Consider the following 25,618-nt stretch of genomic DNA (forward strand, 5'->3'; position numbering starts at 1 on the left):
TCTCAGCCTTTCGCGGTCAGGATATGAGAGGTGCGGGCGACGTAATCGTCCCAGTCGCGGATCTTCTCGATCGCGCCGAGATACTCGCCCTCGCGGTAGAACAGGAAACCGGGGGCTTTCAGCGCGCGGGTCTGCTGGCGCAGCTCGGTCTCGATCGCATCGCCCACCACCGCGCAGTCGAACGCGTGCTGGAAGGCCATGCGGATTTCCGGCAGCACCACGGCGGCGTCGGGGGTCTCGAGGTTGCGCTTGGCGTCGCCCGGAATGAACAGGCAATGCGCCCCGGGACGCGCGGTGAACTCGGCCACATCGGACATGTTCGCCAGAAGCGGATAGCCCATCTCGTCGATCAGGCGGGTTACCAGCGGGTGCATCGCGCCCGAGGGCTGGGCAGTATCGGGCATTGCGAAATCGTGCATGTGTCTCTCCTCAGGCAGTCGTTTTGCCGGCATCGCGCGCGGCTTGCAGATGGGGCGGCAGTTGCGGCTCGCGGGCGTCGAGATCGGCGAAAGCATCGCCCAGATCGCCGCCCTGCATCAGGGCCCGCAGCCCGCCAAGCGCGGCCGCGATCTTGGTCGCCTCGTCCTCGGTGATCACCTCGCGAGAAGCCCCGAGAAAGGCCAAAAGCCAGTCGCCGGGCTTGGCGTCGGGCGTCAGCGACAAATCGATGATGCCGGGCTGCCCCTCTTCGAGAACCTCGCCGCGGATGCCATCGACCGCCACCAGTTGAACCGGGATTCCGACGCACATCAGGCACGGACCTTCTCGGCGCCGGGGAAGAAGCGGTGATCGCCCATCCGGCAGGCCTCGCCCTCGGTCGGGCGGCCCCCTTCGTACGCGCCACGACGGATCGAGGCATCGGCAAGGTCATCGGCCTGCGTCACGCCTGCCGCGACCGAAATACCCCAGCGCGCCAGTTCGGCTTCGCATTCGCGGATCGCGGGCTCGATCTGGGCGGCGACCGCAGGGCGCAGACCGCCACCGTAATCCTCCAGCTCGACCGGCTGGCAGCCGATCAGCGTCAGCTTCGCCGGGCAACGGTTCATCAGCTGTGCGGTGGCGATCACGTCCTGAAAGCCGGTCTGGTGCAGGCTCATTTTCTTAGCGCCCATGAAGGCGGGCACGTCGTCGTCGCGCAGCACCCGCATCTCACCCGGCTCCAGCCCGAAATCGATCGCATCGAAGACGATCAGCGCATCGGCCTCTTCAAGAAACGGCAGCAGATACAGGCCCTGCGTGCCGCCATCCAGGAGCTTGACGTTGTCCGGCACGGCGCGGGTCTCGGCCATCACCTCGACGCAGCGCACGCCGAAGCCCTCATCCGCCCAAAGAACGTTCCCGATACCCAGAACGAGCACCCGGTCCGGCGCAAAATCCGACATGATTTCCTCCCTCTCCCCGAGGCGGCAAGCGCGTTGCCATCCTCGCCTCGAATCGACAATAGGCTTTGCAGAGGGGCGGGTTTCACGGAAATCGCGCGGAACTGCGACAATCTGTCTAGCCATTGTTTTTACGAAATTTTCTTTGGAACTACGCCACTATCAAAGCCACCAATGTGGAAACTATATTTCCACCTAAGCGAATTTTTCGCAATGCAATCTTCCACCGGCAGCGCAACGCTGGAAACAGCTCGAATCCGCGCCAGAATGCAGAACGGGCGCGGATTGCCCCGCGCCCGTTCGCCCTACCACCGCACGAACCGTTACTCGATACGATCGTCCTTAAACGTCCGGTGGCCGGAGATCATCGTGGAAACCATCGACTGACGGCTCATGATGTCCTCGCGGATCGCCGCGTAGATGTGCACGATCATGAAGATCACGATGGCCCACATTCCCAAATGGTGCAGCGTGTGCAGCCTCTGTGAGTTCTGCACGAGGCCAAGCACCCAGCCCATCAGCGTATCGGGCAAAGAGCCCTGCCCCGCGCCTTCCGCGTAGAGCGCCCAGCCGGTGATCAGCATGAAGGTGATCCCGAGCGTCATGAAGAAGAACATCGCAAGCTGTGCCAACGGGTTGTGGCCGACGTATTTCTTCGGCGTCTTTTCGAGGAACGCATACCAGCGCAGCTCGTGCCCCAGCTCTTTCCACCAGCGCTTGCGCCAGACCGGCACGTAGAACAGCTGGCGGGCGTGGTGATTGCCCACGAAGGCCCAGTAGATGCGCCCAAAGAAGATCACCGTCAGGACCTGCGCCGCCGCGAAATGGCCGAAGCGGATATAGCCCATGACGAATTGCTCGGTCGCTTCGCCGATCTGCAGCGACGGCAGGGGCGCGCCGATCAGGAAACCGGTCACGATCAGCACCGTGATCATCAGCGCGTTGAGCCAGTGCCAGAGGCGCACGGGCGCCTCGTAGACATAGACGGAAGTCCGGCGGCGGATCGAGTCGAGATCTTCCTCGGTCGCGTCGCCGGTCAGGCGGGAGGCCTCGAAGGCCCCTGTCGCCTTGGGGTTTGGCGTGTGGATCGTGTCCTCCATCGCCCTTACTCCTTGCGGACGCGCTTGACGGCGCGGGCGATCTCGACGGCCACATAGGCCAGGGCGATCGCGCCGGCCGCCATCGCGACATGGGCGATGGTGTGCCCTTCCGCGCCGGGGGCCACAGCGTGGCCCGGATGGGCCAGCGCAGGACCTGCGATCATGCTGAAAGCAAATGCGAGTTTCTTCATGATTTCCTCCTCCCTCAGCGCACCTTGACGGTGGTGAGCTCTTCGCCGTCGGGCGACATCACATGGGTCGAACAGGCAAGGCACGGATCGAAGCTGTGCAGGGTGCGCAGGATTTCGACCGGCTCTTCGGGACGCTCCACCTTGGTGTTCATCAGCGACGCCTCGAAGGCACCGATATTGCCCTGCGTGTCACGGGGCGAACCGTTCCAGGTGGTGGGCACGACGCATTGGTAGTTCTCGATGCGCCCGTCCTTGATCTTGACCCAATGCCCCAGCGCGCCGCGCGGAGCCTCGGTCATGCCGACGCCCTTGGCCTCTTTCGGCCAGCTCGACGGATCCCACTTCTCGACATTGGCGGTGCTTTCGTCGCCATTCTTGATGTTGGTCATCATCTTGTCGAAGAAGTGCCGCTGCAGACGCGAGCAATACTCGGATTCCAGCGCCCGCGCCGCGGTCCGGCCCAGCGTCGAGAAGACCGCGTTGAACGGCAGGTCCATCTTGCGCAGCAGACCGTCTACCTGGTTCTTGATGTCTTCGTGACCCTTGGCGTAGCCCACGACGTAACGCGCGAGCGGACCGACCTCCATCGCGTGCCCCTTCCAGCGCGGGGCTTTGATCCAGCTGTATTTCGCAGCCTCGTCAAGCTCAATGATATTGGTCCGCGTGCCTTTGGCGTTCGGCCCGAGCTCGTATTGCGGCTCGGTCACGCCATCCCACGGGTGCAGGCCCTTGCCGGGCTCGCCATAGGTGTACCAGGAGTGATCGACGAATTCCTGCACCTGCTCGGGGTCGCGCGGATCGACGTCATGCACCTCGTTGAGGTTGCCGTTGATGATCGCGCCACGCGGCAGGTGAAGCTGCTCGGGCGAAAAGTCGTTCGGGTTCTCGGGAATGTCGCCATAGGCAAGGCAGGCCTGCGACGACAGACCGCCGCCATAGAGCCAGTTCTTGTAGAAGCCGCCGATCGCGATCACGTCGGGGATATAGACGTTTTCGTTGAACTCCTGACACTTGTCGATGATCGAGGAGACGAGGTTCAGCCGCTCCATATTGATCGCACCGACCGAGCCGACGCCGTCGATATTGATCGGGCACGGCACGCCGCCCACCAGCCAGTTCGGGTGCGGGTTCTTGCCACCGAAGATGGTGTGAACCTTCACGATCTCCTTCTGAAGATCGAGCGCCTCCAGATAGTGCGTCGTTGCCATCAGGTCCGCTTCCGGCGGAAGCAGATAAGCCGGGTTGTCCCAATAGCCGTTTTTGAACAGCCCGAGCTGTCCGCTTTCGACGAATTTCTTGAGACGGTTCTGCACGTCCCGGAAATAGCCTGGGGAGGAGAGCGGATGGCTCGGGCTGACCTTCTGCTGCAGCTCCGAAGTCGCCTTCGGGTCTGCGCGCAGGGCGTTGACCGGATTGACCCAATCGAGCGCGTGCAGGTGATAGAAATGCACGATGTGGTCATGGATCTGCAGCGCGAGCTGCATCATGTTCCGGATCGAATTCGCATTGTCGGGGATCTGGATCCCCAGCGCATCTTCCACCGCGCGGACCGAGGTCAGCGCATGGGTGCCGGTGCAGACGCCGCAGATCCGCTCGGTGAAGGCCCAGGCGTCGCGCGGATCGCGGCCCTTCAGGATCACTTCCAGCCCGCGCCACATCGTGCCGGTCGAGACCGCGTTGGTGATCATGTTGTTTTCGTCCACATTCACTTCGCAGCGCATGTGACCCTCGATCCGGGTCACCGGGTCGACAACGACCCGCTTGCCCGAATTGTCCATCGTGTAGCCGTTCGGCGTGTTGAGAACCGACATGGATTACGCCTCCTCGTTCTTCTTCTGGGCGCGTTTGAGCGCGGAGACGGCAGCGTGAACTGCCACCGCACCGCCGACGACGGCCGCCGTGGTGCCGCCGACCACATCGGCATTCGCTTCGATCCCGAATTGCTTGATGTTGGTGAGCCGGTCGTAGAAGGAGCCCTGATCCCAGAACCCGTCCTCGGAACAGCCGATACAGCCGTGACCCGACTGGATCGGGAAGCTGACACCCTCGTTCCAGCGCACGGTCGAGCACGCGTTGTAGGTGGTCGGCCCTTTGCAGCCCATCTTGTAGAGGCAATAGCCCTTGCGCGCGTTCTCGTCGTCCCACGTCTCGACGAACTGACCGGCGTCGAAATGCGGACGGCGGTAGCACTTGTCGTGGATACGCTGCGAATAGAACATCTGCGGGCGGCCCTGACGGTCCAGCTCGGGCATCCGGTCGAAGGTCAGCATGTAGGTGATCACGCCGGTCATCACCTCGGCGATGGGCGGGCAGCCCGGCACCTTGATGATCGGCTTGTCGGTGATGACCTTGTGCACCGGGGTGGCGCGCGTCGGGTTCGGGGCGGCAGCCTGCACGCAGCCATAGGAGGCGCAGGCACCCCAGGAGATAATGGCTTTCGCGTGCTCGGCAGCGTGGCGGAGTTGGTCCACGAAGGGCTTGCCGCCCACGATGCAGTACATCCCGTCTTCGTTGAGCGGCGGATTGCCCTCCACGGCGAGGATGTAATTCCCTTTATACTTGTCGATCGTGTCCTGCAGCGCGGCTTCCGCCTGCGCGCCCGCCGCCGCCATCAGCGTGTCGTCATAGTCGAGCGAGATCATCGAGAGCACGACATCCTTGGCCAGCGGGTGGGCCGAGCGGATGAAGCTTTCCGAACAACAGGTACATTCGAGCCCGTGCACCCAGATCACCGGGGTGCGCGGCTTGGTTTCCATCGCATGGGCGATCTTGGGCACATAGGCCGGGCCGAGACCCAGCGCCGCCGCCGTCAGCGAGCAATATTTCATGAAGCTGCGGCGGGTAATCCCCTGCCGACGCATCACGTCGTAAAAGGTTTCGATCGCAGGCAAAGTGTCCCTCCCTCTGTGATCCCGATGACCGGATTCTCCCTCCTCCCGAGGGGAATACGCATATGTGATCTCAGGATTGGCAGGTCGGGTCCGCGAACAGAACGAAATAATGACAGGATGTCGCAGGCGCGAATTCCTGTTTGTTTCCGATATGTTGCCAGTCAAAACCCCGGTGCGGCGCGGGGCTGCACTGGTACGTCAGTGACCAGCTTTCCGGGATTCCGGTCAGTCTCTTTCCGACTGCGCCGCAGCAATCACCGCCTGCCCCAGCGCCAGCGAGCCGTCATTCGCCGGCAGCGTGCGATGGCTCAGCACCGGCAGGTCGCCCAGCGCGGCGCAGGTGAGCCGATGCAACAGCGCGTTCTGATACACGCCACCGGTGAGCGCCGCGGCTTTCGCGTCTCCGCTTTCGATCAGCGACCGCACCCGGCGGGCAAAGCCCTGCGCCAGCGCCGCATGGAACCGAAGCGCGATGGCCTCGGGCGCAACCCCGGCCTCCAGATCGGCGGCGAGCGCCTGAAAAAACGGTCCGGTCTCGAGCGCGTCGCCCGCATCCGAGAACGCATAGGCCCCGGCCTCCGCTGACTCACCGTTGGCCAACGCGTGCGCCGCCAACGCTTCGAGCCGCATCGCGGCCTCGCCCTCAAAGCTCTGCCGCATCGGGCAAATCCCGAGGCAGGCCGCCACCGCATCGAAGAGCCGCCCCGCCGACGAGGACAGCGGTGCGTTGATCCCCTTCGCCGCCGCCTGACGCGCCAGATCGCGCGGCGCCTCCGGGAACAGCATGTCGGCCAGCCCCTCCAGCCCCGCCGCATCGAGCCGCACCAGCGCATTGCGCCACGGCTCTGCCTGCGCCCGGTCGCCACCGATCAGCGGCGCGGGCTCCAGCCAGCCGCGCCGCGCGAACCCAAGGTAATCGCCCAGCAACAGTTCGCCGCCCCAGACCGTGCCATCGGGCCCCAAGCCGAGCCCGTCGAGCACGATCCCCGCGACCTTGCCGCCCTCCAGAGGCCAGCCATTCTCAGCCATGCAGGCCGCGAGATGCGCATGGTGATGCTGCACCTCGACTAGCTGCAACCCGTCGCGCGCGGCCCGTTCGGCCCCGTGGCGCGAAGCCCGAAAATCGGGGTGCAGATCGACCGCCACGACTTCGGGGCGATGATCGAACAGCGCCGCATAATCCGCATCGGCCTGCTCGAACGCCTCCCATGTCAGCGCCTCGTCCAGCTCGCCCAGATGATGGCCCAGCAGCGCCTGCCCGTTCTTGATCAGGCAGATCGCCGCCTTCATCTGCCCGCCATAGCCCACAACCTGCGGCGCGCCCTCGAACCCTTCGGGTAGGGGCACGGTGCCCGGCACCTGCCCCCTCGCGCGGCGCAGCACCATCGGCGGATCGGCCCGCACGACGCTGTCATCGAGCCGCCGCGCAATGTCGCGGTCATGCATCAGGAAAGCATCGACGAAGCCAGCCAGCTTCTCGCGCGCCTCACCGTTGCCGATCACCTGCGGCTCGCCCGAGAGATTGCCCGAGGTCATCACCAAGGGGCGCCCCTCTTCCCCCCGCGCCCATTCGCGCAACAGCAGATGATGCAGCGGCGTATAGGGCAGCATCCAGCCGAGGCTGTCCTGCCCGGGCGCCACTGCCTCCGGCAAAGCCTCCCCCGCCTTTTGCAGCAACACGATCGGCGCCGCAGGATCGCGCAGCAATTCTTCCTCGGCTTCCGAAACCCGGGCATAGCGGCGGATCGTCTCGATCTCGCCCATCAGCGCGAAGGGCTTTGCAGGCCTGCGCTTGCGCTCGCGCAACAGCGCCACGGCCTCGGCATTGGTCGCATCGCAGGCGAGATGAAACCCGCCCAAGCCTTTCACTGCGACGATGCCCCCGCCCTGCAAAACCGCTCCGACCTCTTCGGCAGGACGCTCCTCCCCGCCCATCTCCAGCCACACCCGCGGCCCGCAATCGGGACAGGCGATCGGCTGCGCGTGGAAACGTCGATCCGCCGGGTTCTCATATTCCGCGCGGCAGGCGGAGCACATCTCGAAGGGCGCCATCGTCGTCTGCGCCCGGTCATAGGGCAGCGCGTGCAGGATCGCGAAACGCGGCCCACAATGGGTGCAGTTGGTGAAGGCGTAGTGCCGCCTGCGCCGGTCGCCCCGGATTTCCGCGAGACAATCCGGGCAGGTCGCCGCATCCGGCGTCACCCGCGTCTCGGCCCCCGCCCCCTGCGAGGCAACGATATCAAAACTCTCAGGCGCGGTGTCGAACACAAACTCCGACACCTCCACCGTATCGACCCGCGCAAGCGGCGGCGCCTCCGCCGAGATCGCCTCGGCCAAACCGTCCAGCGCCCCCGCCACCCGGATCAGCACGCCCTCGGGATCGTTGAGCACATGGCCCGAAAGCCCGCGCTCCTGCGCAAGCCGCCAGATGAAGGGGCGGAACCCCACCCCCTGCACCTGCCCGCGCACCCTGATCTCGAAACCCTGCATCTTCCTCTTGGCTCAAATATCCCGGGGGTTTGGGGGCAGAGCCCCCATTTTCATCAACGTTTCTCGCCCTCCGGCGACGGCAGGGGCGGAGCCCTCAACTTACTCAATGCACCGTGCAGACCATGCAGGGATCGAAACTGCGCACGATATGCTGCACCGAGACCGGGGTGGTCTCGCCCGCCGCGACCGGCGCACCGACCAGTGCGGCCTCCAGCGGGCCCGGCACACCCTCCGCGTCGCGCGGGCTGAAATTCCACGTCGTGGGCGCGATGATCTGATAGGAAGCGATGCGCCCGTCCTCGATCCGCAACCAATGGCCCAGCGCGCCGCGCGCGGCCTCCACCAGCCCCGCGCCCTGCCCTGCCTCGGGCAGATCGCCCTTCAGCATGAACGCAGCAGCCGGATCGATCCCTTTCGCAAGCCCCTCCATGAAGGCTTGCGTCCGCGCCAGCTCCAACAGCCGCCCCGCGACCCGCGCCAGAACGCCGCCACCCGCCAGCGCACGTGCCAGCGGGTGCCCGTCCACGACCTGCCGCGCGAGCGCGCCGGTCTCCACCGTCTGACCGTTCAGCCGCGGCGCCTTGCACCAGCTGTAGGCGGCGTCGCGCATCGCCTCATCGGGCCGTGTCTCGCCCTGCCAGGGATGAGCCTGCGCCCCCAGCATCCACGCATGGCTGAGGTCTTCGGTGATCGCGCCGAAATCGACCGTGACCAAGGCCCCGTCCCACAGCCCGCGCCCAAAGCCATAGCCCTCGGCCAGCGGATAGGCTCCGAAGCTCATATACCGGCCCGAGCCGCGCCCGAGCCGGTCCAGATCCAGATCGGCCGCGATGCGCAGGAACAGCCCCGCATCGCCGGTCTCCCACGCCATCAGCTGATCGACGGTCTCATTCGCACAGAAGGCCTCGAGCGACCCGCCGAAAACCACCTCCTCCAGATAGCGCCGGAAAGCGCGCAACGTCGTCTCGATGCGCACCTTGTCGCGCGGTCCCGGCGCGCGCGTCACGCCGCCGGGCTGGATTGCGAGCGTATGGGGCCATTTGCCCGCCATTAGCCCGAGGATATGCATCAGCTCGGCGCGTGCCGCGACCGCCGCGCGCTGCGCGCCGCCCTCGGCGGGGGTGAAGCGCGACACCGCCCGGTCAAACCACGGTTTACCTGCGTAAACGGGGCGGATGAAATCGGGCATGAAGAACAGGTTGAAGTGGAACAGGTGGTCCGAGACATTCTCGACCGCATGGATCAGCGCCGCCATACCCGCGCCCTGTGGCGTGGGCTCCAGCCCCATGGCCGCGCCCAGCGCGCGCGCCGCCGCCGCGGACTGGCTGATCGAGCAGATGCCGCAGATCCGCGGCGTGATCGTCAGCGCATCGCGCGGGTCCTTGCCTTCCAGCATCCGCTCGAACCCGCGATAGAGCGGCGAGTTCACGCGGGCCTCGGCCACCGCCCCATCGGCGAGATCGAGATGCACTTCCAGATCGCCCTCGACCCGGTTGAAAGGGCCCACGACGAGGCGCGGCGTCTCTGTCATCTGCGTCCTTTCGGCTTGCGGATCGTCGGCGTCACCTCGACCCGGTCAGCAACCGCGTTCTTCGCGATCCGCTCGGGCGTCGCCGCCTTCGACAGCGAGGCGAGCGCCATAAACCATGCCTTTGGCATATCGGTCGGAAGGCCCACCGGGATGCCCGCGATCTTCGGCGTCTCGGTGAAGGCATGGCGTGGTTCCTCGAATTCGGGCGCGGTGCAGTTGATGCAGGGATAGCCCCCCGAGGTGCACGACCCGTCGCCGTTCCAAGGCCGGATATTGCAGTCCCCCACGGCCTGCGTGCCGATGCAGCCCAAGTTCTCCATCATGCAGCCGATATCGGACAGCTCGACCGCCGAGGCCTTGTATTCGTAGAACTCGTTTTTCGAGCAGCCGTGATGGACGAGATGCTTGGCGTAGAACAAAGGCCGCCCGAAAGCGTCGAGATCTTCCGCCCCCAGCGCGCCTTCATTGAGCAGCAAAAGCGTCTCGGTCACCCAGTCGGGATGGGTCGGGCAGCCCGCCACGTTGATCACCGGAAGGCCAGAGCCCGAGCGAAACTCCGCCGGCAGCGCCCCTCCCGGCAGCGCCCCGTCATATTGCACGCCGACCGCATCGGAGGGGTTGCCGCCCGCCGAGGTCACGCCGCCATAGGTCGCGCAGGTGCCCACCGCGACAACATGCCGGGCTTTCGGCGCGAGGCTCACCACCCAGTCGAGCATCGAGCGCCCGGTGCCGGACACCATCTGGAACTTGCCCGTCCCGCGCGGCCCACGCGCGATCGAGCCCTCGACGGCCAGCACGTCCAGCGCGATCTCGCCGCTCTCGATCGCCTCGAAAATCGCGCGCACCTCCGCGCCGGTCTCGAGGCTCACGGTCGGGTGCCAGAGGAACTCGATCCCCGCGCCGCCCAGCGTGTCGAAGACATTCGGGGATTCCGCGCAAAGGAGCGACATGGTGCAGCCGCCGCAGCCTGCCGCTTGCAGCCAGAGAACCTTCATTCCGCCCCCTCACCCAGTTCCAGATCGAAGGAGAAACAGGCCCCGCCCAGCGCCGACCCTTTCGGGCAGAGCCGCAGACGCCCGCCATGTTCCTCGATGATCTTATGGCTAATCGCGAGGCCCAGCCCCGTGCCCGCGCCCACCGCCTTGGTGGTGAAGAACGGATCAAAGATCGCCTGCGTCAGCTCCTCGGTCACGCCGGGACCATTGTCGCCAACCGACAGCGTCCCGCGCCCCTCCATCACGCGCGCGTCGACCTCGATCCGGCCGGTGCCCTCTTCGAGCCCCGAAAGCGCGTCGATTGCATTTTGCACGAGGTTCATCACGACCTGCTGGATATGCCCCTGCCGACCGCGCACCTGCAGCGTCTCTGCGCCGGTGAAGGCGATCTCGACCCCGGCCTTGGAGCCGCGTTGCACCCAGTTCGCCGCCACCCGCGCGGTCTCGACCAGATCGAAGACGACCATCTCGCCCGAGCCCTCGGCACTCAGCCGCCGCAGATCCTCGACGATGTCGCGCACCCGTTCTGCCCCGTCGCGCGCGCCCTCGATGGCCGAACGCAGGTTGCGGATTTCACGGTCGAGCTTCAGCTCCTCGCGCAGGGCGATCAGTGCCTCGCGATCCGCTCCGGCCTGCACTTTCTCGAAATAGGCCTCGAACTTGCCCGCATAGCGCTCCAACGCATGGGTATTTGCGTAGACGAAAGAAATCGGGTTGTTCAGCTCATGCGCGACCCCAGCAAGAAGACGGCCCAGCGAGGCCAATTTCTCGTTGCGCACCAGTTGCGCCTGCGTCGATTTTAGCTCTTCATGGCTGCGCTCCAGCTCGGAGTATGCCTGGCGCAATTCGCCCAAGGGCCGCCCGGTCAGCACATAGCCCGCGACCCGGGAACGTTCATCCATACGAGGGCTGATCGACAACTCCAGCGGCGCAGGGCCTTCCGGCCCGCCGAGCGCGGCCTCGATGGTGACGGGGTTGCGGGTATTGGCGGCTTCGGCCAGCCCCCGATCGAGCACCTCGGCGCTGCGCGCGTCAAACATGCTCGCAAGTTTGCGACCGTGCCACGCGCCGGGCGGCTCGCCCGTCAGGCTGGCGACCGAGGCCGAAGTTTCCAGCACCTCGCCCGAACGCGAAATCACGATCAACGCATCCGAGACCGAGGCGAGGATCGACCCGAGGAAAGAGCGCAGATCCTCCAGCTCGTGGTTCTGCTGCTCCAGCCGTTCCTGATAGTCGACAAGATCGGCATAGGTTCGGTCCACCGCCGAAAGTACGTCGAACCAAACATCCTCACCATCGCCGCCCTGCGCCGCGGCGGGCGCGTGGCGCAGCAACCCGGCAAGCGTCGGGTCGAGCGGCGGCTGGTTTTCAGGGGCGGATTCGCGTGACATGAAACTCCCGGCGAGCGGCGTCGAGCCTATTCCCTTTCCCTATCGCTAGAACATTCGCGCGCGCAGGTCCATCTTGTAGCGTGCGGCGGCTGTCACCGCATCGCAAGAGATCACCGCCAGAATTCACTCTTGGCGCGGAAGCCTAGTTCGGGCGGGCAGGCGTTTGAGGCCAACAAATTCACGACCAGCGACAAGGCTTTTCTTGAAACCAACATCACATTCCACCTCGAAGTAGCGAAGATCCCGGGAAAGTTTTCGTCGACAGCCCCCATACTAACGTCCAAAACTGGCTTTAGGAGCATCGCCTTGTGGCGATCCATCGCGTCGGCGCCCGCGACGCCCGCGGCCGCTCCGCGCCCAGATTGACTCGTGCTGCGAAGCGATCGAATGGCGGCTTTCTAAATCTGTATGATGCTTGCTCGACGTCAGCACCGGCGTATCTCTCAATTTTGGAAATATTCTTCTACGGAAAGCACCGGATTTTTAGACGTTAATCCCTCAGAATCTAGATCTTCAATGAAGAACCGAGAAGGAGCAGGCTGCGGGATCTTTGGGACCATGACTTCGGGATCGCGGAGCTGGTGCTGATCGACACGCCACGCGGTTCGCCGCAGAGAGGATTCCAACTCGTCGCGGCCTATCTGAAGCGCGGCCATTAGGGCGGCTGGCGGATCTCGCGCCGGGCGCTCTTCACGGGAGCCGGCACTGTCCACTTCAGCCGGTCGATACCATTCGCGAAAGCCACTGGGCGAATTCGTAGTTCGGGCGTTCGAGATGCGAGAGGGGCCCGGGCTTGGCAAAGCGGCTTTGCATACCTTTCCAGACTTTTTCGGTGCAGCCCTTGTCTTCCGCGTTCACCTCGTCGAGCAGTTTCTTGAGAGCGGCGAGATGGGCCTCCGCGTCCGGATCTGCGAGGAAATCGGGCGAGAGGCCGCCGCCATAAAGAATCTTCACGTGATCGGGCCCGTCAGGACGCAGAGAAAGATACCAGAAATAGCCCGCGGTGAGCGTGATCATCAGCGACGGGTAAATCGCCAGCAGCCACGTGCGGCGGCGGTCGTCACCTTCCAGGACGGTGTTGGACGGATGCGCCAGTGCCAGCGGCACGGAATCGGCTTTGAGGATGTGGTGAAAGTTGAAATTCTCGAAACCTTCAGGGCAGACCATGTCCTTGAGCCTGCTCGCGCCACCGATCGTACCCGCGTGGCAGACCGGCAGGTGGTAGCTCTCCATGAAGTTCTCGGCGAGAATCTTCCAGTTGGTGTTCCAGCGATGCTCCTCGCGGAACGTCTCGCGATAGCTCGCCATGTCAAGGTAGCCGACAAGATCGTCCACCTCGGAATAGATCTCCGAGGGCTCCGCCAGATCAGGATCGAGGGTCAGCATGATCCAGCCCTTCCAATCGACGCAGCGGACCGAGGGCAAGCCCGAACTTTCCTTGCAGAAAGAGCCGTTCATCTCCATTGCCGGCGCGCCGCGGAGCGATCCGTCGAGCGAATAAGTCCAGGCGTGGTAAGGACAGGTGATGACTCGCACGGTGCCACGCCCATCCAGCAGCGTCGACATTCGGTGGCGGCAGACGTTCGACATCGCTCGCAGTGCGCCCTTGGCGTCGCGTAGCACGATGATCGGCTCGCCGGCAACCTCGGTCGTCAAGTAGGCGCCCGGTCCGTCGAGCGAGTCAGCGCGACCGACGCAGACCCAGCTCTTCGCGAAGATCCGCTCCTCTTCGACGGCGAGAAACTCCTTTGAGGTGTAGACGGAGCTCGGCATAGCAAAGGCGTGCTCGAACGGGACCGCCACATTGGCGGCGAGTTCGGCAACAGGATCGATCCGAGGGATGGTGACGGGAGTGTTCTCGTTCATCGAAGGCTCCATATCTGGCCCGGAGATGTTCATTCCGGGCCTCTCCTGAATGCCGCCGCCCCTGCTTCGTTGAAAGAAATTTTTCTATTAGTCTGGCTTAGGCTAGGGCTAAACGAAGCGACCGGAGGTCAAACTGTGCGACGAGCGGATTCCACGCGCGCCGCACCGCCTCCACGTCCCGCAAGAGGCCTGCAGAACCACCTTCAATAGGACAGATAAGCGCGCAAAATTCGTATGCAGCTCTCGAGTTCGGAGATCGCAATCGATTCGTCGGGTTGGTGACCGTCGCCCATGTCGCCTGGCCCCCAGACGATCGTGGCAAGGCCGAGTTTTGCGAAAAATCCCGCTTCCGTGCCGAATGCGACGGTGCCGGCGTCCGGCTGCGCAAGGCTAGACGCAAAAGCGCGGATTGCCGGGTGCTCTGCGTTGCTGCAAAGGCCCGGGTAGCTACCTGTCTGCGTGATCGTCACATTGCGGGGCACATCGAGACCCGCCATGATCGCCTCGGGCGTCTCGGCCGTGAGGTGGCGGATCTCAAACAGAAGCTCAGCGCGGTCCGGAACGATGTTCAACGCGGTGCCGCCACGCAAGACCCCGGCATGGATTGTCGAGAAGGGAGGGTCATAACGCCCGTCCCGCGCGCCCTCCTTCACGAGTGTGGACTGCCGCTCCCGGATGGCCTGCACGAGCTCGGCAGCCGGGTGAAGCGCGTTCCGAAACTGCGGCGCCATCGCCGAGTGCCCAGCCTCGCCAGTCGCGACAGCCCGGTAGCTTGCCTTGCCCTTGTGTCCGGTCACGATCTTCAGCGAAGTCGGCTCTCCAACAAGACAGAGGTCTGGCCGTCCCAGCGTAGGGATTACCGTATCGATCATCTCGGCTATGCCGCGGCAACCGATCTCCTCATCCCAGCTGAGCGCGAGGCTCAGAGGCATGCTCTGGGCGCCGACCTTCAGTGATTGCGCGACGGCCAGAACGCAGGCAAGAAAGCCTTTCATGTCGGTCGTGCCGCGCCCAAAATATCGGCCATCGCGCTCGAAGAGGCCAAAGGCATCTCGCGACCACGTCTGCCCTGCGACCGGTACGACATCGGAGTGTGCAGAGCAGAGCAGGCCGCCGTCTCCTTCCCCGCGCTTTGCAAGTAGACCCGCCTTCAGGCCATCGGCGGACACGAGCCGCCATGTCGCGAAACCGTGCAACTGCAGGAAGTCTTCGACCCAATCGACTAATGCGCCGTTGGGCCCATCCGTGACCGTTGGAAAACCGACGAGCGCTGCGAGGATGTCTTTGGTGGAGAGTTCCATGGTCTACCTCGTTGCAGCCGCGAAACTGAATTCGCTCGCATCGCTCAAATTTTCACGGACATGCTCGACGAAAGCGGCGACCGTGCGGGAGGTTTCCGCTCCCCGGCTCGTCAGAATGCCCATCTTGAGCAACCGAGGTCCACCCGAGATCGGCACGAAACGCAGCGTGCCACCGTCAGGAGCTTGGTCCGTGATCGGCCGGATATTGGCGATGGAATAACCGAAGTTATTCGCCACCAGTGAGCGCATCACCGCGATATCACGCGTCCGCTCCACTACGCGCGGGCGCTGTCCCGTGGCAGCGAAGAGCGAAAGGAAATAGTCGGTGCTGACCGGTAGATCGAGTAGGATCATCGGCAGGTCGACAAGCTCCGAGGGTGCCACCTCGCGCAACCCGGCCAGAGGATGATCCTGCGCGAAATGGGCAACGGGCGGCAGGTCGATCAATGGCCGGAAATCGAGATCGGGGGGAATGTCGAGATCGTAGGTTATCGCCACATCCAACCTGGCATCCCGCAGCTGCTCAAAAATCTCAGATTGATCGCGTTCGAACTGGTGGAAGACGACCTCGGGATAGGTGTCGATGAAACTGCGGCGCAGTTTCGGTAGCACGATCTGCGCGAAGGTGATCAGACAGCCCACATGCAGGTCGCCTCGCACTGTGCCGGCCAAGTCGCTCGCCAGATCGCCGAGCGCCTCCGCCCGTGCGACGGCCTCCCGCGCCCCCTCTAAGAACCGACGCCCCACTTGCGATACGGTCAGGCCATGGGCATGACGCCGATTGAAGAGCGTCAAGCCGACCTCTGCCTCGAGCTGGCCAATGGCAGCGGAAATCGTGGGCGAAGAGACGTTCAGCTTCTGGGCCGCGAGCGTAATGGAACCACAATCGCAGACAGCGATAAAGTATTCGAGCTGGCGGAGCGTGATCCGCAACGGCATCAGTCGTCGCCCGGAACGCCATAGGACGGTGCTGCGCCTGGGTTCAACGCGCGGGTCACGTAATCGTCGGCCTGCGGACGGTAGCGCGCCCAAAGATCGGACAACGCGGTGATCGGACAGCCCTCGTCGAGCCAGTCGACCCGCAGATCGGCATAGGGCCAGCTTTGCCGGTCCACGATCAACAGCCCCGCGGAATGCACTGGCCCGGCTTCGCCGCCGGCTTTGAGACCCGCCTTCATCGCCGCGATCAGGCGATCCCCGAAAGGACCGTCCGCCGCTTCGAAGGCCGCCACCATCTTCGCCGGGATACCATTCTCCGCCAGCATGTTGCCGCCTGCGGCGCAGTCGCGGCCCTCGGCGGAGGCCCATATCCCGAGGGCCTTCGGACCCGAATGAACCGATGTCGCGCCGCGCGCGTCAATTGCGAGAAGCTGGCGATAATCGGGATGATCGTCGCCGTCGCGTGCCGCGGCCACGGCATCCGCTGCGCCCTCGCCCGCTGCCATCCGGTCCAGCATGATTTTCCCCAGCTCGGGATTGGTCACGTTTTGCGACGAGACCGCGCCGACGTCGGCCCGCGCCCGCGCGCAGCGCGCTGCGACCGCCGGTGAAGACGAGGATATTGCAACGCCGAGCTGGCCGCTTTGCGCACATCTGGCTACTATAGAAAAGGTCATGCGTGCTCCGTTTCGCTGCAGAAATCGGGTCAGTCGGGGATTACGGCTGTTGCGTCAATCTCCACCAGCCATTCGGGTCGCGCAAGAGCGACCACTACGAGACCAGTGCAAACAGGATGCACACCGCGGATGTATTCGCCCATTGTCCGGTAGACGGCCTCGCGGTGGCGCACGTCGGTAAGGTAGACGACAAGTTTGGTCAGATGCGCCATCTCGCCTCCTGCCTCTTCGATGAGCTGGCGGATGTTCTGCATGACCTTGTGGGTCTGCTCGACCGGGTCGTGGCTATCGATATTCTTCGCGGTGTCGAGGTCTTGCGGACACTGCCCTCGTAGGAAGAGCATCTGCCCACGCGCCACGACGGCCTGCGCGAGATCATTGTCGAGGTTCTGTTCGGGGTAAGTGTCCTTCGTGTTGAAGGCGCGAATTCGGGTATGAGCCATGATGTTTCCCTGTTCGGATCAAGCGGGGCGGGAAGCGGCGCGGGCCGCTGCGGGATCGGGACGATAGGCACGGTAGCTGGCCTGGATCTCGATGTGATCTGCGAGGTATTTCGCATCATGCCAGACGCCCCAGATGAAGCTGGATCCGCGCCCCGAAAGCCATGGCAGGCCGAGAAAATACACCCCCGGTGCGCGCGACACGCCTCGCTGATGCGCGGGCCGGCCAGCCTCGTCAAAGGCATCGACCGCCATCCAGCCGTAATCGTTAGCGAAACCGGTCGCCCAAATGATAGTGGAAATGCCAGCCGCGCGAATGTCGAGCGTCTGCAGCGGATCGGTCACGCAGTCCGGCATCGCGGCAAGCGCCCGGGCCGATGGCTCGGGAGGCAGGTCGAGTCCGTTGCGCGTCACATAGGCGTCTGCCTCGTCGAGAAGCGCGAGGTAGTTCTCGTCTCCACGGCGGATATTGCGTTCGAGGTCCGCGGCGAAGGAAAGCACGCCATTGGCACAAGTCTCGGTGCGTCCGAGAAGGGTAATACCTTTTTGGGCAAGCCTGCGGAAATCGACCGTTTGCCCCCCGTTTGCTCCGCTGACTGCGATGGTGACATGCTCGGCGCCCGGCGCGCTCGCCTGCCGGTCCCACTTCCCGAGCACGCCCAGCCACCAGACGAAGTCGCGGCCACGATAGCTGCGGGGCGGCCGGTCATGCGGTCCCACCGAAAGGAAGACGCGTCGCCCTGCCCGCATCAACTCATCCGCGATCTGCGCTCCGGAAGATCCTGCGCCAACAACGAGCACCGCCCCCTTCGGCAGCGCATCCGGATTTCGGTAATCGCTGGAATGTATCTGGGTAAGCCACTCGGACTCGGGCACAATCGGGGGGATCACTGGTTTCTGGAAGGCACCGGTCGCAACGACGACGGTTTGCGCCTCGATCACTCCTTCCGACGTGTCCGCGCGATACCCTGGACGCCCCTCCAGCGGCGTGAGCTCCGTCACCTCGACCCCGCTCCGTATCTGACCCGCAAAGCGTTCGGCATAAGCCTCGAAATACGCGGCCACATCCTCTTTCCCGACGAAGGCGTCCGGAGAGTGGCCCTCGAATTCCATGTTCGGGAAGCGATCATGCCAGGCCGGTCCGTTCGCGACGAGCGAGTCCCAACGGCGCGTGCGCCAGGATTCGGCGATGCGCGCCCGCTCGAGGACAATATGTGCGATCCGCCGTCGCGTCAGATGCTCACTCATGGCGATCCCGGCCTGACCCGCACCAATGACGAGCGTATTGGTGTCTTCAATCTTCATCAGCGCAGTCCCCAACGGTTTGTTTCGTTGCCCGAAAGTGGCACGAGGGCCCTCGTCCCTTCTCGGTATAACCGGGGCAGGTTAACTAAAATAACGATTTTCGGTAGCATTGATTAGGACTAGCCTAAGTCTTCCACTATTCTCCGTGGAGCATTGGTGATCAGTGAGAGCATCGGATAAACAGAGTAGCCAGTGATAGTCTTCATCGTCGAAAGTTGTCGTTGGTCAGGTGACCTTGGTCATCACTCGAACTTTCAATCTCGCGCACAGTCCTAGATCCATGTAAAACTAACGTTCCATTTCCAACGCAAATTTCAGAAACATAGTTTGACACTCCCTGCCCTCCCTCTACGCGCCCGCCGCCGCGCACTCGGCCACACTCAGGCAGCTGTCGCCTCATCAGCGGGCATCAGCATCCCGGCGCTACGCAATCTAGAGACCGGCCGCGGTGCGATCGGCTCGCTCGCGCGGGTGTTGCCGGTTCTCGAACTGCGCTGGTCTTGGGTGGACGGTGCAGCTGTCGGCCCGGCGCTGGCGGAGCGGCGGCGCGCCGCCGGTCTGAGCCAGAGCGCGCTGGCTATCCGGGTCGGGTGCTCGCGGCCGACCATCCATGTTCTAGAACGCGATCTGACGGGGCGGATCGAGACGTTGCTACGGGTCTTAGGCGTGCTGGGCCTTCGAACAGCGGTCAGAGAGCTACCGCGTGCCAGCAAGCCCGGGCTCGTGCCAATGCGGAACGCACCGGAGCGGGATCGCGTGATGACGCCCCCTGCCCTCGCCGCCGCGATCATCGCGCATTTCGCGGACCGAATCTCAGGTCATGCGCTAGATCCCGCGCGGGGATTGGGTGCGTTTCATGATCAACTGCCGATGCATCTCGACCGGTTTTGGTGCGAACTGGAAGACGGGCGGGATTTCCTGGAATGGGACACGCAGGTCGACTGGATCATCACCAACCCGCCCTGGTCGAAGATCCGAGCGTTTACGCAACACGCGATGACGGTGGCCGATCATATCGTCTGGCTGGTGCCGATCGTGAACATCACGACCAAGGCCCGGCTGCGGGATCTTCGGGACCATGGCTTCGGGATCGCGGAGCTGGTGCTGACCGAAACGCCAAGCGATTGGCCGCAGAGCGGGTTCCAGCTGGTCGCGGCCTATCTGAAACGCGGCCACGAGGGCGACTGGCGGATCTCGCGGCTGGAAGCGGAGGCTCAGGACTGAGCGAGCAACGCGCCGCTGTCATCGGCGCTGCAACGGCAAAGATTGCGTGAGGTCGGAGATCGGGCCAGACTGCGGCTCAACAAGACTTGCCAGAAGACTGCGCGTTGTTGCTCGCGCACCGCTCCCCCCTACCGAGAGGTCGTCCCTTGACCGAGTTCACCGCAGATCAGATGACAGCTGTCGGGCTCGAGGCCTATGGTCGCATCGCCGCGCAATGGGAACTGTCCGCGAAGGAGGCCGCCGCGCTTGTCGGGTTCTCCGAGGCTGACAGTGCCGGGGCACGCGATCCTCATGAGGTCATCAGCCTCACCGAAGATCAGACGCTGCGGCTCTCGGCGGTTCTCGGGATCTACAAGGCGCTCGGCACCTATTTCGAGGATCCGATCGCATGTGCCTGGATGACCCAGGCCAATACGGGGCCGCTCTTTGCGGGCGCGCGGCCGGTCGATGTCGCGATTGAAGGCGGACTGCCGGCCTTGCTCGAGATCCGGTGCGAGTGCGAGGGCGTCGCGATGGGGCTCTGACCGCCACCCCTCTCAAGCCAACCCGCCCAGCATAGGTTCAGCACACCGATCCCATCCTAGCACATCGCCTCGTCTGCGGCGCGCCCCCGGGCGGCCGTTTGCATCTCGTCGCGCGCTGGTGCGACGCTTTGGCAAGGATGGCGTGCCATCCGCGCAGTTGGGTCGAGATCCTGCGTCAGCGGATTTCGACCCGACGGAGCGCCTCCCCGGCGTGAGGGGCAGACGATGGTAGCTTTAGCTACCTACAGTCTGTCGCTGTATCTAGCCCACACCGGGGCCGTTTTCGAAATAGAATTTCGCAAACGTTATCAGCATCCTAGGTTATCCCCACCTTCGCTTAAAGAGGACCGGATTCCGTTTCGGGTTTTCGCTGGGCCTGTATAAATGAGCAGCCATGATCGCAATTGAAGAGGTGCGCCGTGGCCTACCAGTTCGTCCATATTCAGACTTACAGCCTCAAGCCGACCTTGGTTCAGAGAACGAAGGATCACTATAACGACCTCAATCAGGTCTTCGGCGAGGCGCTGCGAGACCAGCGATATTCCAGACACATCGCGACGCCCCGCCCGCCTCAGATCCTGACTGGCTTCGGCTTGATCGCCCCGGCTGAGCTGCGTCGTCTCCATGATGCGCATCGGACCGAGATCCGGGAAACCGTGCGCAAGAAAGGCGGTGGCAGCTACGAGCGGGGGCTGAAGACGGACGCACCGACGCTCTACACGGAAATCCATTCCCACCCGATCACCTCAGCTGAGTATCTTGGCGGCTCGGAAGAGATCATCGCCGAGATCGAGACATGGGCCGATCGCCTGCTGAGGGATTTCCGGGCAAGAATGCCTGAAGGCCTCTCCGCCTCGGCGGTGATGCATCTCGACGAGAAATATGTCCATATCCACGTCCTCGCCGTCAATTTGACAGATCCGAAACTCAGCGCGAACAAGCTGCATGTGGGCAAGGTCGCAGCCGCAGCATTGCGCACCGCCCATGGTCCTGCTGAGGCACTCACCTCCCTGCCCCGTCCGGAGCCTCTTTCGCGACCGTTGAAACCTAAGCGCCCGAAGCCGTCGAAGAACCGTGTGACGCAGGCCCGGCGCATGAGCCTCTATGAGGAGCAGATCGCTGCGTGGCAGGAGCGCTGCGCCGAGATCGAGCGGCAAAACTCCGAGGCTCTCGCGACTTGGACCTTCGAGAATGACCGTCACATGCACAAGGCGCGCAAAAACAAAACTGAGAAGAACTCTGAAAAGGCGGCCTATGAGGCCGCGATGGCGTCCTTTCAGGACGACTATTACGAGGCCGTCGGCAAACCCTGTGGCCTGCTGCGCCACGGCCCCCGGAACGCGCGGCTCTCTACGGTGCAATATGCGGAGCGCAAGGCGCATGCACGCCTTATTGCGAAGGTTGAAGCCGCACAGCGGGAATTGGATCTTTCGAACAAGACAAAAGCGGAAAGGTTGGAGAAAGAGGAAAAGGCGTTGGGCAAGCAGGTCGATACTTTGAAGGAGAGGTTGCAGCGGATCGAAACGGAGAACGAAAAGCTCGTGCGGCGAAAACAGAAGGTCGACGCGCAAGAAGACGAGATTGCCGAGCGGGAGAACGCCGCGGAGCTTCGCGAGCAGGTCGCGACGCGGAAGCTTCAGGAGTCGGAGGCCGGTCTCGAGACGATGCGCTACATGCTGGACATGGTCGAGGATGGGCGGTTTCTGGAGATGAATGAACCGGATCAGTTCCTCCATCGGGCCCCGAAGTTTCTGCAACAGATCGCAGCGACAGAGCCTGACGAACGCAGCACTGTCCAGAAGATGGTCATCCGCTTCGCAGGCCTTCTGCAACGCGTCGTCACGGCCATCGGCGGCGGCCCGGATAAGGCGCAGCCCGAGACCGACAGGGGGCCGGGGCTCTAAGCCCTACCCGGCTCGCCGATCACGGCACGTTTGGATGAAACCTTCACAGCGCTTCGCACCCTTGGTCGCGACCTGCCGCGCCTCACCAGACCATCGCTTGGAGCTTGCTGGCGGACGCTCTCTGCCACAGACGGCGGGAAACCCAGACCATACGTAGCTGGGCGAGCTCGTTGAGGTCGATGGTGGACAGAACGATCCTGAACGATCGGTAGAAGAGAAGACGCCGAAGGCCGAAATCTAAGTTGCAGACGGCACAGCTTCCGCTGCGCGCAACGCGCCCTTTCACGTTACTTGGGCAAGTAGCCATTCTCTTTGAGATAGTCCGTCAAAAGCTTCTCAATCAACGATGTGAGCGATCGTTGATCATCCACTGCAGCGCGATCCGCTGCATCCTTCAAGGTCGGAGTGATCCGGAGATTAACTTGTTTGGTCTTCGGCTCTCGCGACATTTTTGTATATACATCCTCTTTACATTCTAAAATTCGGAGTATATACAAATGCTATACGCCGAAACTGGTCCTCGCCAATGGTTGCAACATCGACGAGGACCGCCAATCCCTGATCTTTCGTGGAGACCAGACAATGACTATTCAAGCCAATACCATTCTCAACGGTGACGTCAAAGCGCCTGAGCGCCACCAGCCTCTGAAGAACGAGCTGTTCGACGAGAACGCTTCGTTCATCGTCTCGCTCGCCTGAGCGCCCTTTCCTTCCATCAATGCCCAGTGCGACTGACCTGCCCCATCTCTTGGACGCAGCGCCTGTCTCTATGCGCTTAATTCAGAGGCCACCATGACTCACAACGTTTCTACCCCCACCCCGCAGTCGCCCTTTGTCATCCCTCCCGGGAACCACCCCCCTCTCTATATTCCGCGTCGTTCGCGTTCCGCTCCAGCCGAGGCGTGGCAGGAGGTATCCGGCGAAATCCATGACGAGTGGATCGAGATCGCGATGGATAAGGGCTTTCGCATCGATCGCCGAGTGCGCGATCGCTATCACGTAGTCCTCGAATGTGAGGAATGCGGAGCGCATGTTGCACAGAAGCTCTTCACCCTGCGCACCGCGAGTGTCGCCTGCACGGCGTGTGAGGATGCTCGGCGACGCGAAGCAGCGAAGTTGGCCGGTCTTGATTTCCTCGGCTACGACATCGCCGACGCCAGTTACGGTTTCTATGAGGCAAGCTGTGGCCACACCTTGCGCCGACAGTTCGAGCTCATCGGGCGGGCTGCTCGAGGCGAAGTGGAAGCGCGCTGCGAGATTTGCCACCTCGCGCGCGAAGAAGACGAAGCGATCGAGAGAGGTTGGGAGCGGCTCGGCGCGGATCTTGCGAATGACCCGAATTACCGTATGTATCGGCACGAATGCGGCCATGAACAACGGGTTGCACGCGCCAACATGCAGAGTGGACATGTCGATTGTGGTGCCTGCGGCGCATCCTGGTCCGCGCGATCTTCCGTCATTTATCTCCTCGATATCCGACACGGCGAGGATCATGTGTTGAAGTTGGGCTACAGCAATGACCCCGAGCGCCGCCACCGCTATCAGCTCGGCATTCCCAAAGATGCTTCGGTGACCATCCTGCGACAGGTCGAAATGAAATCCGGAAGCGTTGCCTGCTCCGCAGAAAAGACAATGCACGGCACCCTTAGGCGTCACCTCATCGAAGCGGTCGTGCCGCAAACGGAGTTTGCGCATCTCCTGAATACGACTGGCGAAGTATATCGTCCCTGGGCCCGCCCCGAGATTGAGAGTCTTCTCGATGCAGTCGTGCTCGCGCAGGCCAGCGGCGGGGTGAAGGTCTAAGAACCTCTCGCTAGCTTTCTTCCCTTTCCCACCCCGGCTCTTGCCGGGGTGCATCTTCTCTCTGCCTGGAGCTGTCTTATGAAAAGAACCAAAATCACCCCCGCGCCGCCTTGGGCGCCCTTTGCGGAAAACGTCATTGCCCGGCTTCGGTTGCGCCATGCGCTGATCTTAGACAGCGCATGCGAAAATCCCGGAGAATGGGAGTCCAGTTTCGCGGAGGACACCAATGGGCCCGCGCCCGTTGAGGATTGGGAGACCGTGGGGAACTCTACTGGAGAAAACTCATCATGTCGCTCACCTGCCTCCGACCGCGTGGCGCCGAACAGGGGCGCCACCGGCGAAGGTGACAAAAAAATGGGACCCAGCGACGAACCTGACGAAGACCCGGCCGACATCGCAATCCCGACGAACGAACTCTTGATCGCCCTGCAACTTGCGGCCGCATTCGGGAACGAGACCGAGTTCCGCGAGCAACTCGCTCAAGGAGCGATCACCGTTCTTCACGGTCTCCACACGGATGACGTCAAATTCCTGACCTCCGTCATGGGCGACGCAATGTTGCCTCCGGGTTGGACGCTCGAAAGATTCGTTCACGGCTCGCCGCGCCAAACGCTTCTCTTCGCCGAAAGCGGTGCTGGGGCCGCATTTCTACCGGAGCGGCTAGCGCTTCGCGTCCCGCTCTTCATCGCCCATGTCGGCTCCCGCGATCTGCCCACTGCCTACCTGCGTCCGCCCTGCAAACAGATCACGTTCCTACCGCCTGACGCGGAGGTTTTGATGTTTCTGCTGCGTGCGAGCCACGGGGACATGGAAGCGATCGACGAAGAGGCAATTCGCGCCACTCTGCCCTCGCCCGAAGCGATGGCCAAATTCAGTCGCGAGCAGTGGTTGATTGCACTACGTGCACCGACAGCCCACGCGGTCGCTGAGCGGTTCGCAGGCTTCACCGAGAACCGCGCAGGAAAGTCTTTCTCGGGAAGGGTCCTACCTGATCTTGAGGCCATGGCAAAACGCACTCCGGTTCACGCGGAAGCGTGGCGGATGGTGCGAGATCTCGCTGCCTGGAAGGCAGGAGAGGTCGACTGGTCGGAACTTACACGCTCGCTTCTCCTTCATGGCGCACCCGGGACCGGCAAGACTTGGATTGCCCAAGCGATGGGCAAAAGCGCCGGCGTCGCCTTGGTGCAGACCAGTTTCGCGGAATGGCAAGCCGAAGGACACCTCGGTCACATGCTGGCCGCTATGCGGAAAAGTTTTGCCGAGGCGCGCACGGCGGCGCCTTGCGTCATGTTCATCGACGAGATCGACGCCGTGGGCAGTCGTGAGGATCGTGATCCGCGCAACAGAAACTATCGCGACCAGGTCATCAACGCATTCCTTGAAGAAGTCGATGCGCTCTCCCGCGAACCAGGCGTCCTGCTTGTCGGTGCCTGCAACTACCCTACCCGCATTGATCCAGCGATCTTGCGACCGGGACGCTTCGACGTGTCGCTCGAAGTGCCGCTACCTGATCGTCACTTCCTGGTAGCCATGCTGCGTGACGCGCTGGCTGGAACGTTAACCGACGCGGATTTCGCAGAAATCGCGCGCGTCGCCGTTGGACATGCGCACACCGGGGTCATCCGGTCACCGATTCCGATAATATCCGGTCGGTCATTCCGATTTAA

Annotated in this window: 22 protein-coding genes and 1 pseudogene; 6 read left to right on the forward strand and 17 right to left on the reverse strand. The window is 63.2% G+C overall.

Going from position 1 to position 25,618, the window contains the following annotated elements; all coding sequences use genetic code 11:
* Positions 1–2 precede the first annotated feature (2 nt).
* From DW2_RS08580 to DW2_RS08660, 17 genes are all read right to left on the reverse strand, one after another.
* Entirely contained in the window at positions 3–419 is a 417-nt protein-coding gene (locus DW2_RS08580; protein ID WP_078569979.1) for a thioredoxin domain-containing protein, read from the reverse strand.
* Positions 420–429: 10 nt separating this feature from the next.
* Positions 430–750: a HypC/HybG/HupF family hydrogenase formation chaperone gene (locus tag DW2_RS08585; RefSeq protein WP_038145386.1), complete on the reverse strand. Its 321-nt coding sequence runs from the start codon at positions 748–750 to the stop codon at positions 430–432.
* The gene (locus DW2_RS08590) at positions 750–1,382 is read right to left on the reverse strand and encodes a HyaD/HybD family hydrogenase maturation endopeptidase (protein ID WP_038145388.1); all 633 of its coding nucleotides are present in this window, start codon (positions 1,380–1,382) and stop codon (positions 750–752) included. The genes DW2_RS08585 and DW2_RS08590 overlap by 1 nt, the downstream gene beginning before the upstream one ends.
* A 320-nt stretch (positions 1,383–1,702) precedes the next feature.
* Positions 1,703–2,479, reverse strand: coding sequence for a Ni/Fe-hydrogenase, b-type cytochrome subunit (gene cybH / locus DW2_RS08595; RefSeq protein ID WP_038145390.1), 777 nt, complete (start codon positions 2,477–2,479; stop codon positions 1,703–1,705).
* A 5-nt stretch (positions 2,480–2,484) separates the two neighbouring features.
* Positions 2,485–2,670: a hypothetical protein gene (locus DW2_RS08600; protein WP_038145392.1), complete on the reverse strand. Its 186-nt coding sequence runs from the start codon at positions 2,668–2,670 to the stop codon at positions 2,485–2,487.
* Positions 2,671–2,684: 14 nt separating this feature from the next.
* Positions 2,685–4,481, reverse strand: a complete 1,797-nt coding sequence (locus DW2_RS08605; RefSeq protein WP_038145393.1) for a nickel-dependent hydrogenase large subunit — start codon at positions 4,479–4,481, stop codon at positions 2,685–2,687.
* Between the two features lie 3 nt (positions 4,482–4,484).
* Positions 4,485–5,561 (reverse strand): hydrogenase small subunit, encoded by a 1,077-nt coding sequence (locus DW2_RS08610; RefSeq protein WP_078542014.1) that lies wholly within the window; start codon positions 5,559–5,561, stop codon positions 4,485–4,487.
* A 225-nt stretch (positions 5,562–5,786) separates the two neighbouring features.
* Positions 5,787–8,051 (reverse strand): carbamoyltransferase HypF, encoded by a 2,265-nt coding sequence (gene hypF / locus DW2_RS08615; RefSeq protein WP_038145394.1) that lies wholly within the window; start codon positions 8,049–8,051, stop codon positions 5,787–5,789.
* Between the two features lie 103 nt (positions 8,052–8,154).
* Positions 8,155–9,582: a nickel-dependent hydrogenase large subunit gene (locus tag DW2_RS08620; RefSeq protein WP_038145395.1), complete on the reverse strand. Its 1,428-nt coding sequence runs from the start codon at positions 9,580–9,582 to the stop codon at positions 8,155–8,157.
* Entirely contained in the window at positions 9,579–10,577 is a 999-nt protein-coding gene (locus tag DW2_RS08625; RefSeq protein WP_038145396.1) for an NADH-quinone oxidoreductase subunit B family protein, read from the reverse strand. The genes DW2_RS08620 and DW2_RS08625 overlap by 4 nt, the downstream gene beginning before the upstream one ends.
* Entirely contained in the window at positions 10,574–11,968 is a 1,395-nt protein-coding gene (locus DW2_RS08630; protein ID WP_081874913.1) for a sensor histidine kinase, read from the reverse strand. The genes DW2_RS08625 and DW2_RS08630 overlap by 4 nt, the downstream gene beginning before the upstream one ends.
* A 714-nt stretch (positions 11,969–12,682) precedes the next feature.
* The gene (locus DW2_RS08635) at positions 12,683–13,834 is read right to left on the reverse strand and encodes an aromatic ring-hydroxylating oxygenase subunit alpha (protein WP_420340834.1); all 1,152 of its coding nucleotides are present in this window, start codon (positions 13,832–13,834) and stop codon (positions 12,683–12,685) included.
* A gap of 203 nt (positions 13,835–14,037) precedes the next feature.
* Complete coding sequence (gene argE, locus DW2_RS08640) at positions 14,038–15,135, reverse strand: acetylornithine deacetylase (RefSeq protein WP_038145397.1); 1,098 nt, start codon at positions 15,133–15,135, stop codon at positions 14,038–14,040.
* A 3-nt stretch (positions 15,136–15,138) separates the two neighbouring features.
* Positions 15,139–16,074, reverse strand: a complete 936-nt coding sequence (locus DW2_RS08645) for a LysR family transcriptional regulator (RefSeq protein ID WP_038145399.1) — start codon at positions 16,072–16,074, stop codon at positions 15,139–15,141.
* Positions 16,074–16,751 (reverse strand): DUF1028 domain-containing protein, encoded by a 678-nt coding sequence (locus tag DW2_RS08650; protein ID WP_038145400.1) that lies wholly within the window; start codon positions 16,749–16,751, stop codon positions 16,074–16,076. Before DW2_RS08650 ends, DW2_RS08645 begins: the two co-directional genes overlap by 1 nt.
* A gap of 29 nt (positions 16,752–16,780) precedes the next feature.
* On the reverse strand, positions 16,781–17,194 hold the full coding sequence (locus tag DW2_RS08655; protein ID WP_038145402.1) for a RidA family protein: 414 nt from the start codon (positions 17,192–17,194) through the stop codon (positions 16,781–16,783).
* Positions 17,195–17,212: 18 nt separating this feature from the next.
* Entirely contained in the window at positions 17,213–18,496 is a 1,284-nt protein-coding gene (locus tag DW2_RS08660) for a flavin-containing monooxygenase (protein ID WP_038145404.1), read from the reverse strand.
* 504 nt (positions 18,497–19,000) lie between these two features.
* Between DW2_RS08660 and DW2_RS20380 the strand changes: the two are divergent.
* The 6 genes and pseudogenes from DW2_RS20380 to DW2_RS08690 form a co-directional block, all read left to right on the forward strand.
* Positions 19,001–19,165, forward strand: a pseudogene (locus tag DW2_RS20380) (helix-turn-helix domain-containing protein); the annotation flags it as partial.
* A gap of 90 nt (positions 19,166–19,255) precedes the next feature.
* A complete protein-coding gene (locus tag DW2_RS20155; RefSeq protein ID WP_238321295.1) occupies positions 19,256–19,720 on the forward strand; it encodes a hypothetical protein in 465 nt (154 codons plus the stop codon).
* 146 nt (positions 19,721–19,866) lie between these two features.
* The gene (locus DW2_RS08670) at positions 19,867–20,244 is read left to right on the forward strand and encodes a hypothetical protein (protein WP_038145408.1); all 378 of its coding nucleotides are present in this window, start codon (positions 19,867–19,869) and stop codon (positions 20,242–20,244) included.
* A gap of 419 nt (positions 20,245–20,663) precedes the next feature.
* Entirely contained in the window at positions 20,664–22,148 is a 1,485-nt protein-coding gene (locus tag DW2_RS08675; RefSeq protein WP_038145409.1) for a plasmid recombination protein, read from the forward strand.
* Positions 22,149–22,940: 792 nt separating this feature from the next.
* Positions 22,941–23,951, forward strand: a complete 1,011-nt coding sequence (locus DW2_RS19725) for a hypothetical protein (RefSeq protein ID WP_156102925.1) — start codon at positions 22,941–22,943, stop codon at positions 23,949–23,951.
* A gap of 78 nt (positions 23,952–24,029) precedes the next feature.
* On the forward strand, positions 24,030–25,618 hold a 1,589-nt coding region (locus DW2_RS08690; RefSeq protein ID WP_156102926.1), incomplete at its 3' end, for an AAA family ATPase.

This window comes from Thioclava atlantica (genome assembly GCF_000737065.1).
GTDB lineage: Bacteria > Pseudomonadota > Alphaproteobacteria > Rhodobacterales > Rhodobacteraceae > Thioclava > Thioclava atlantica.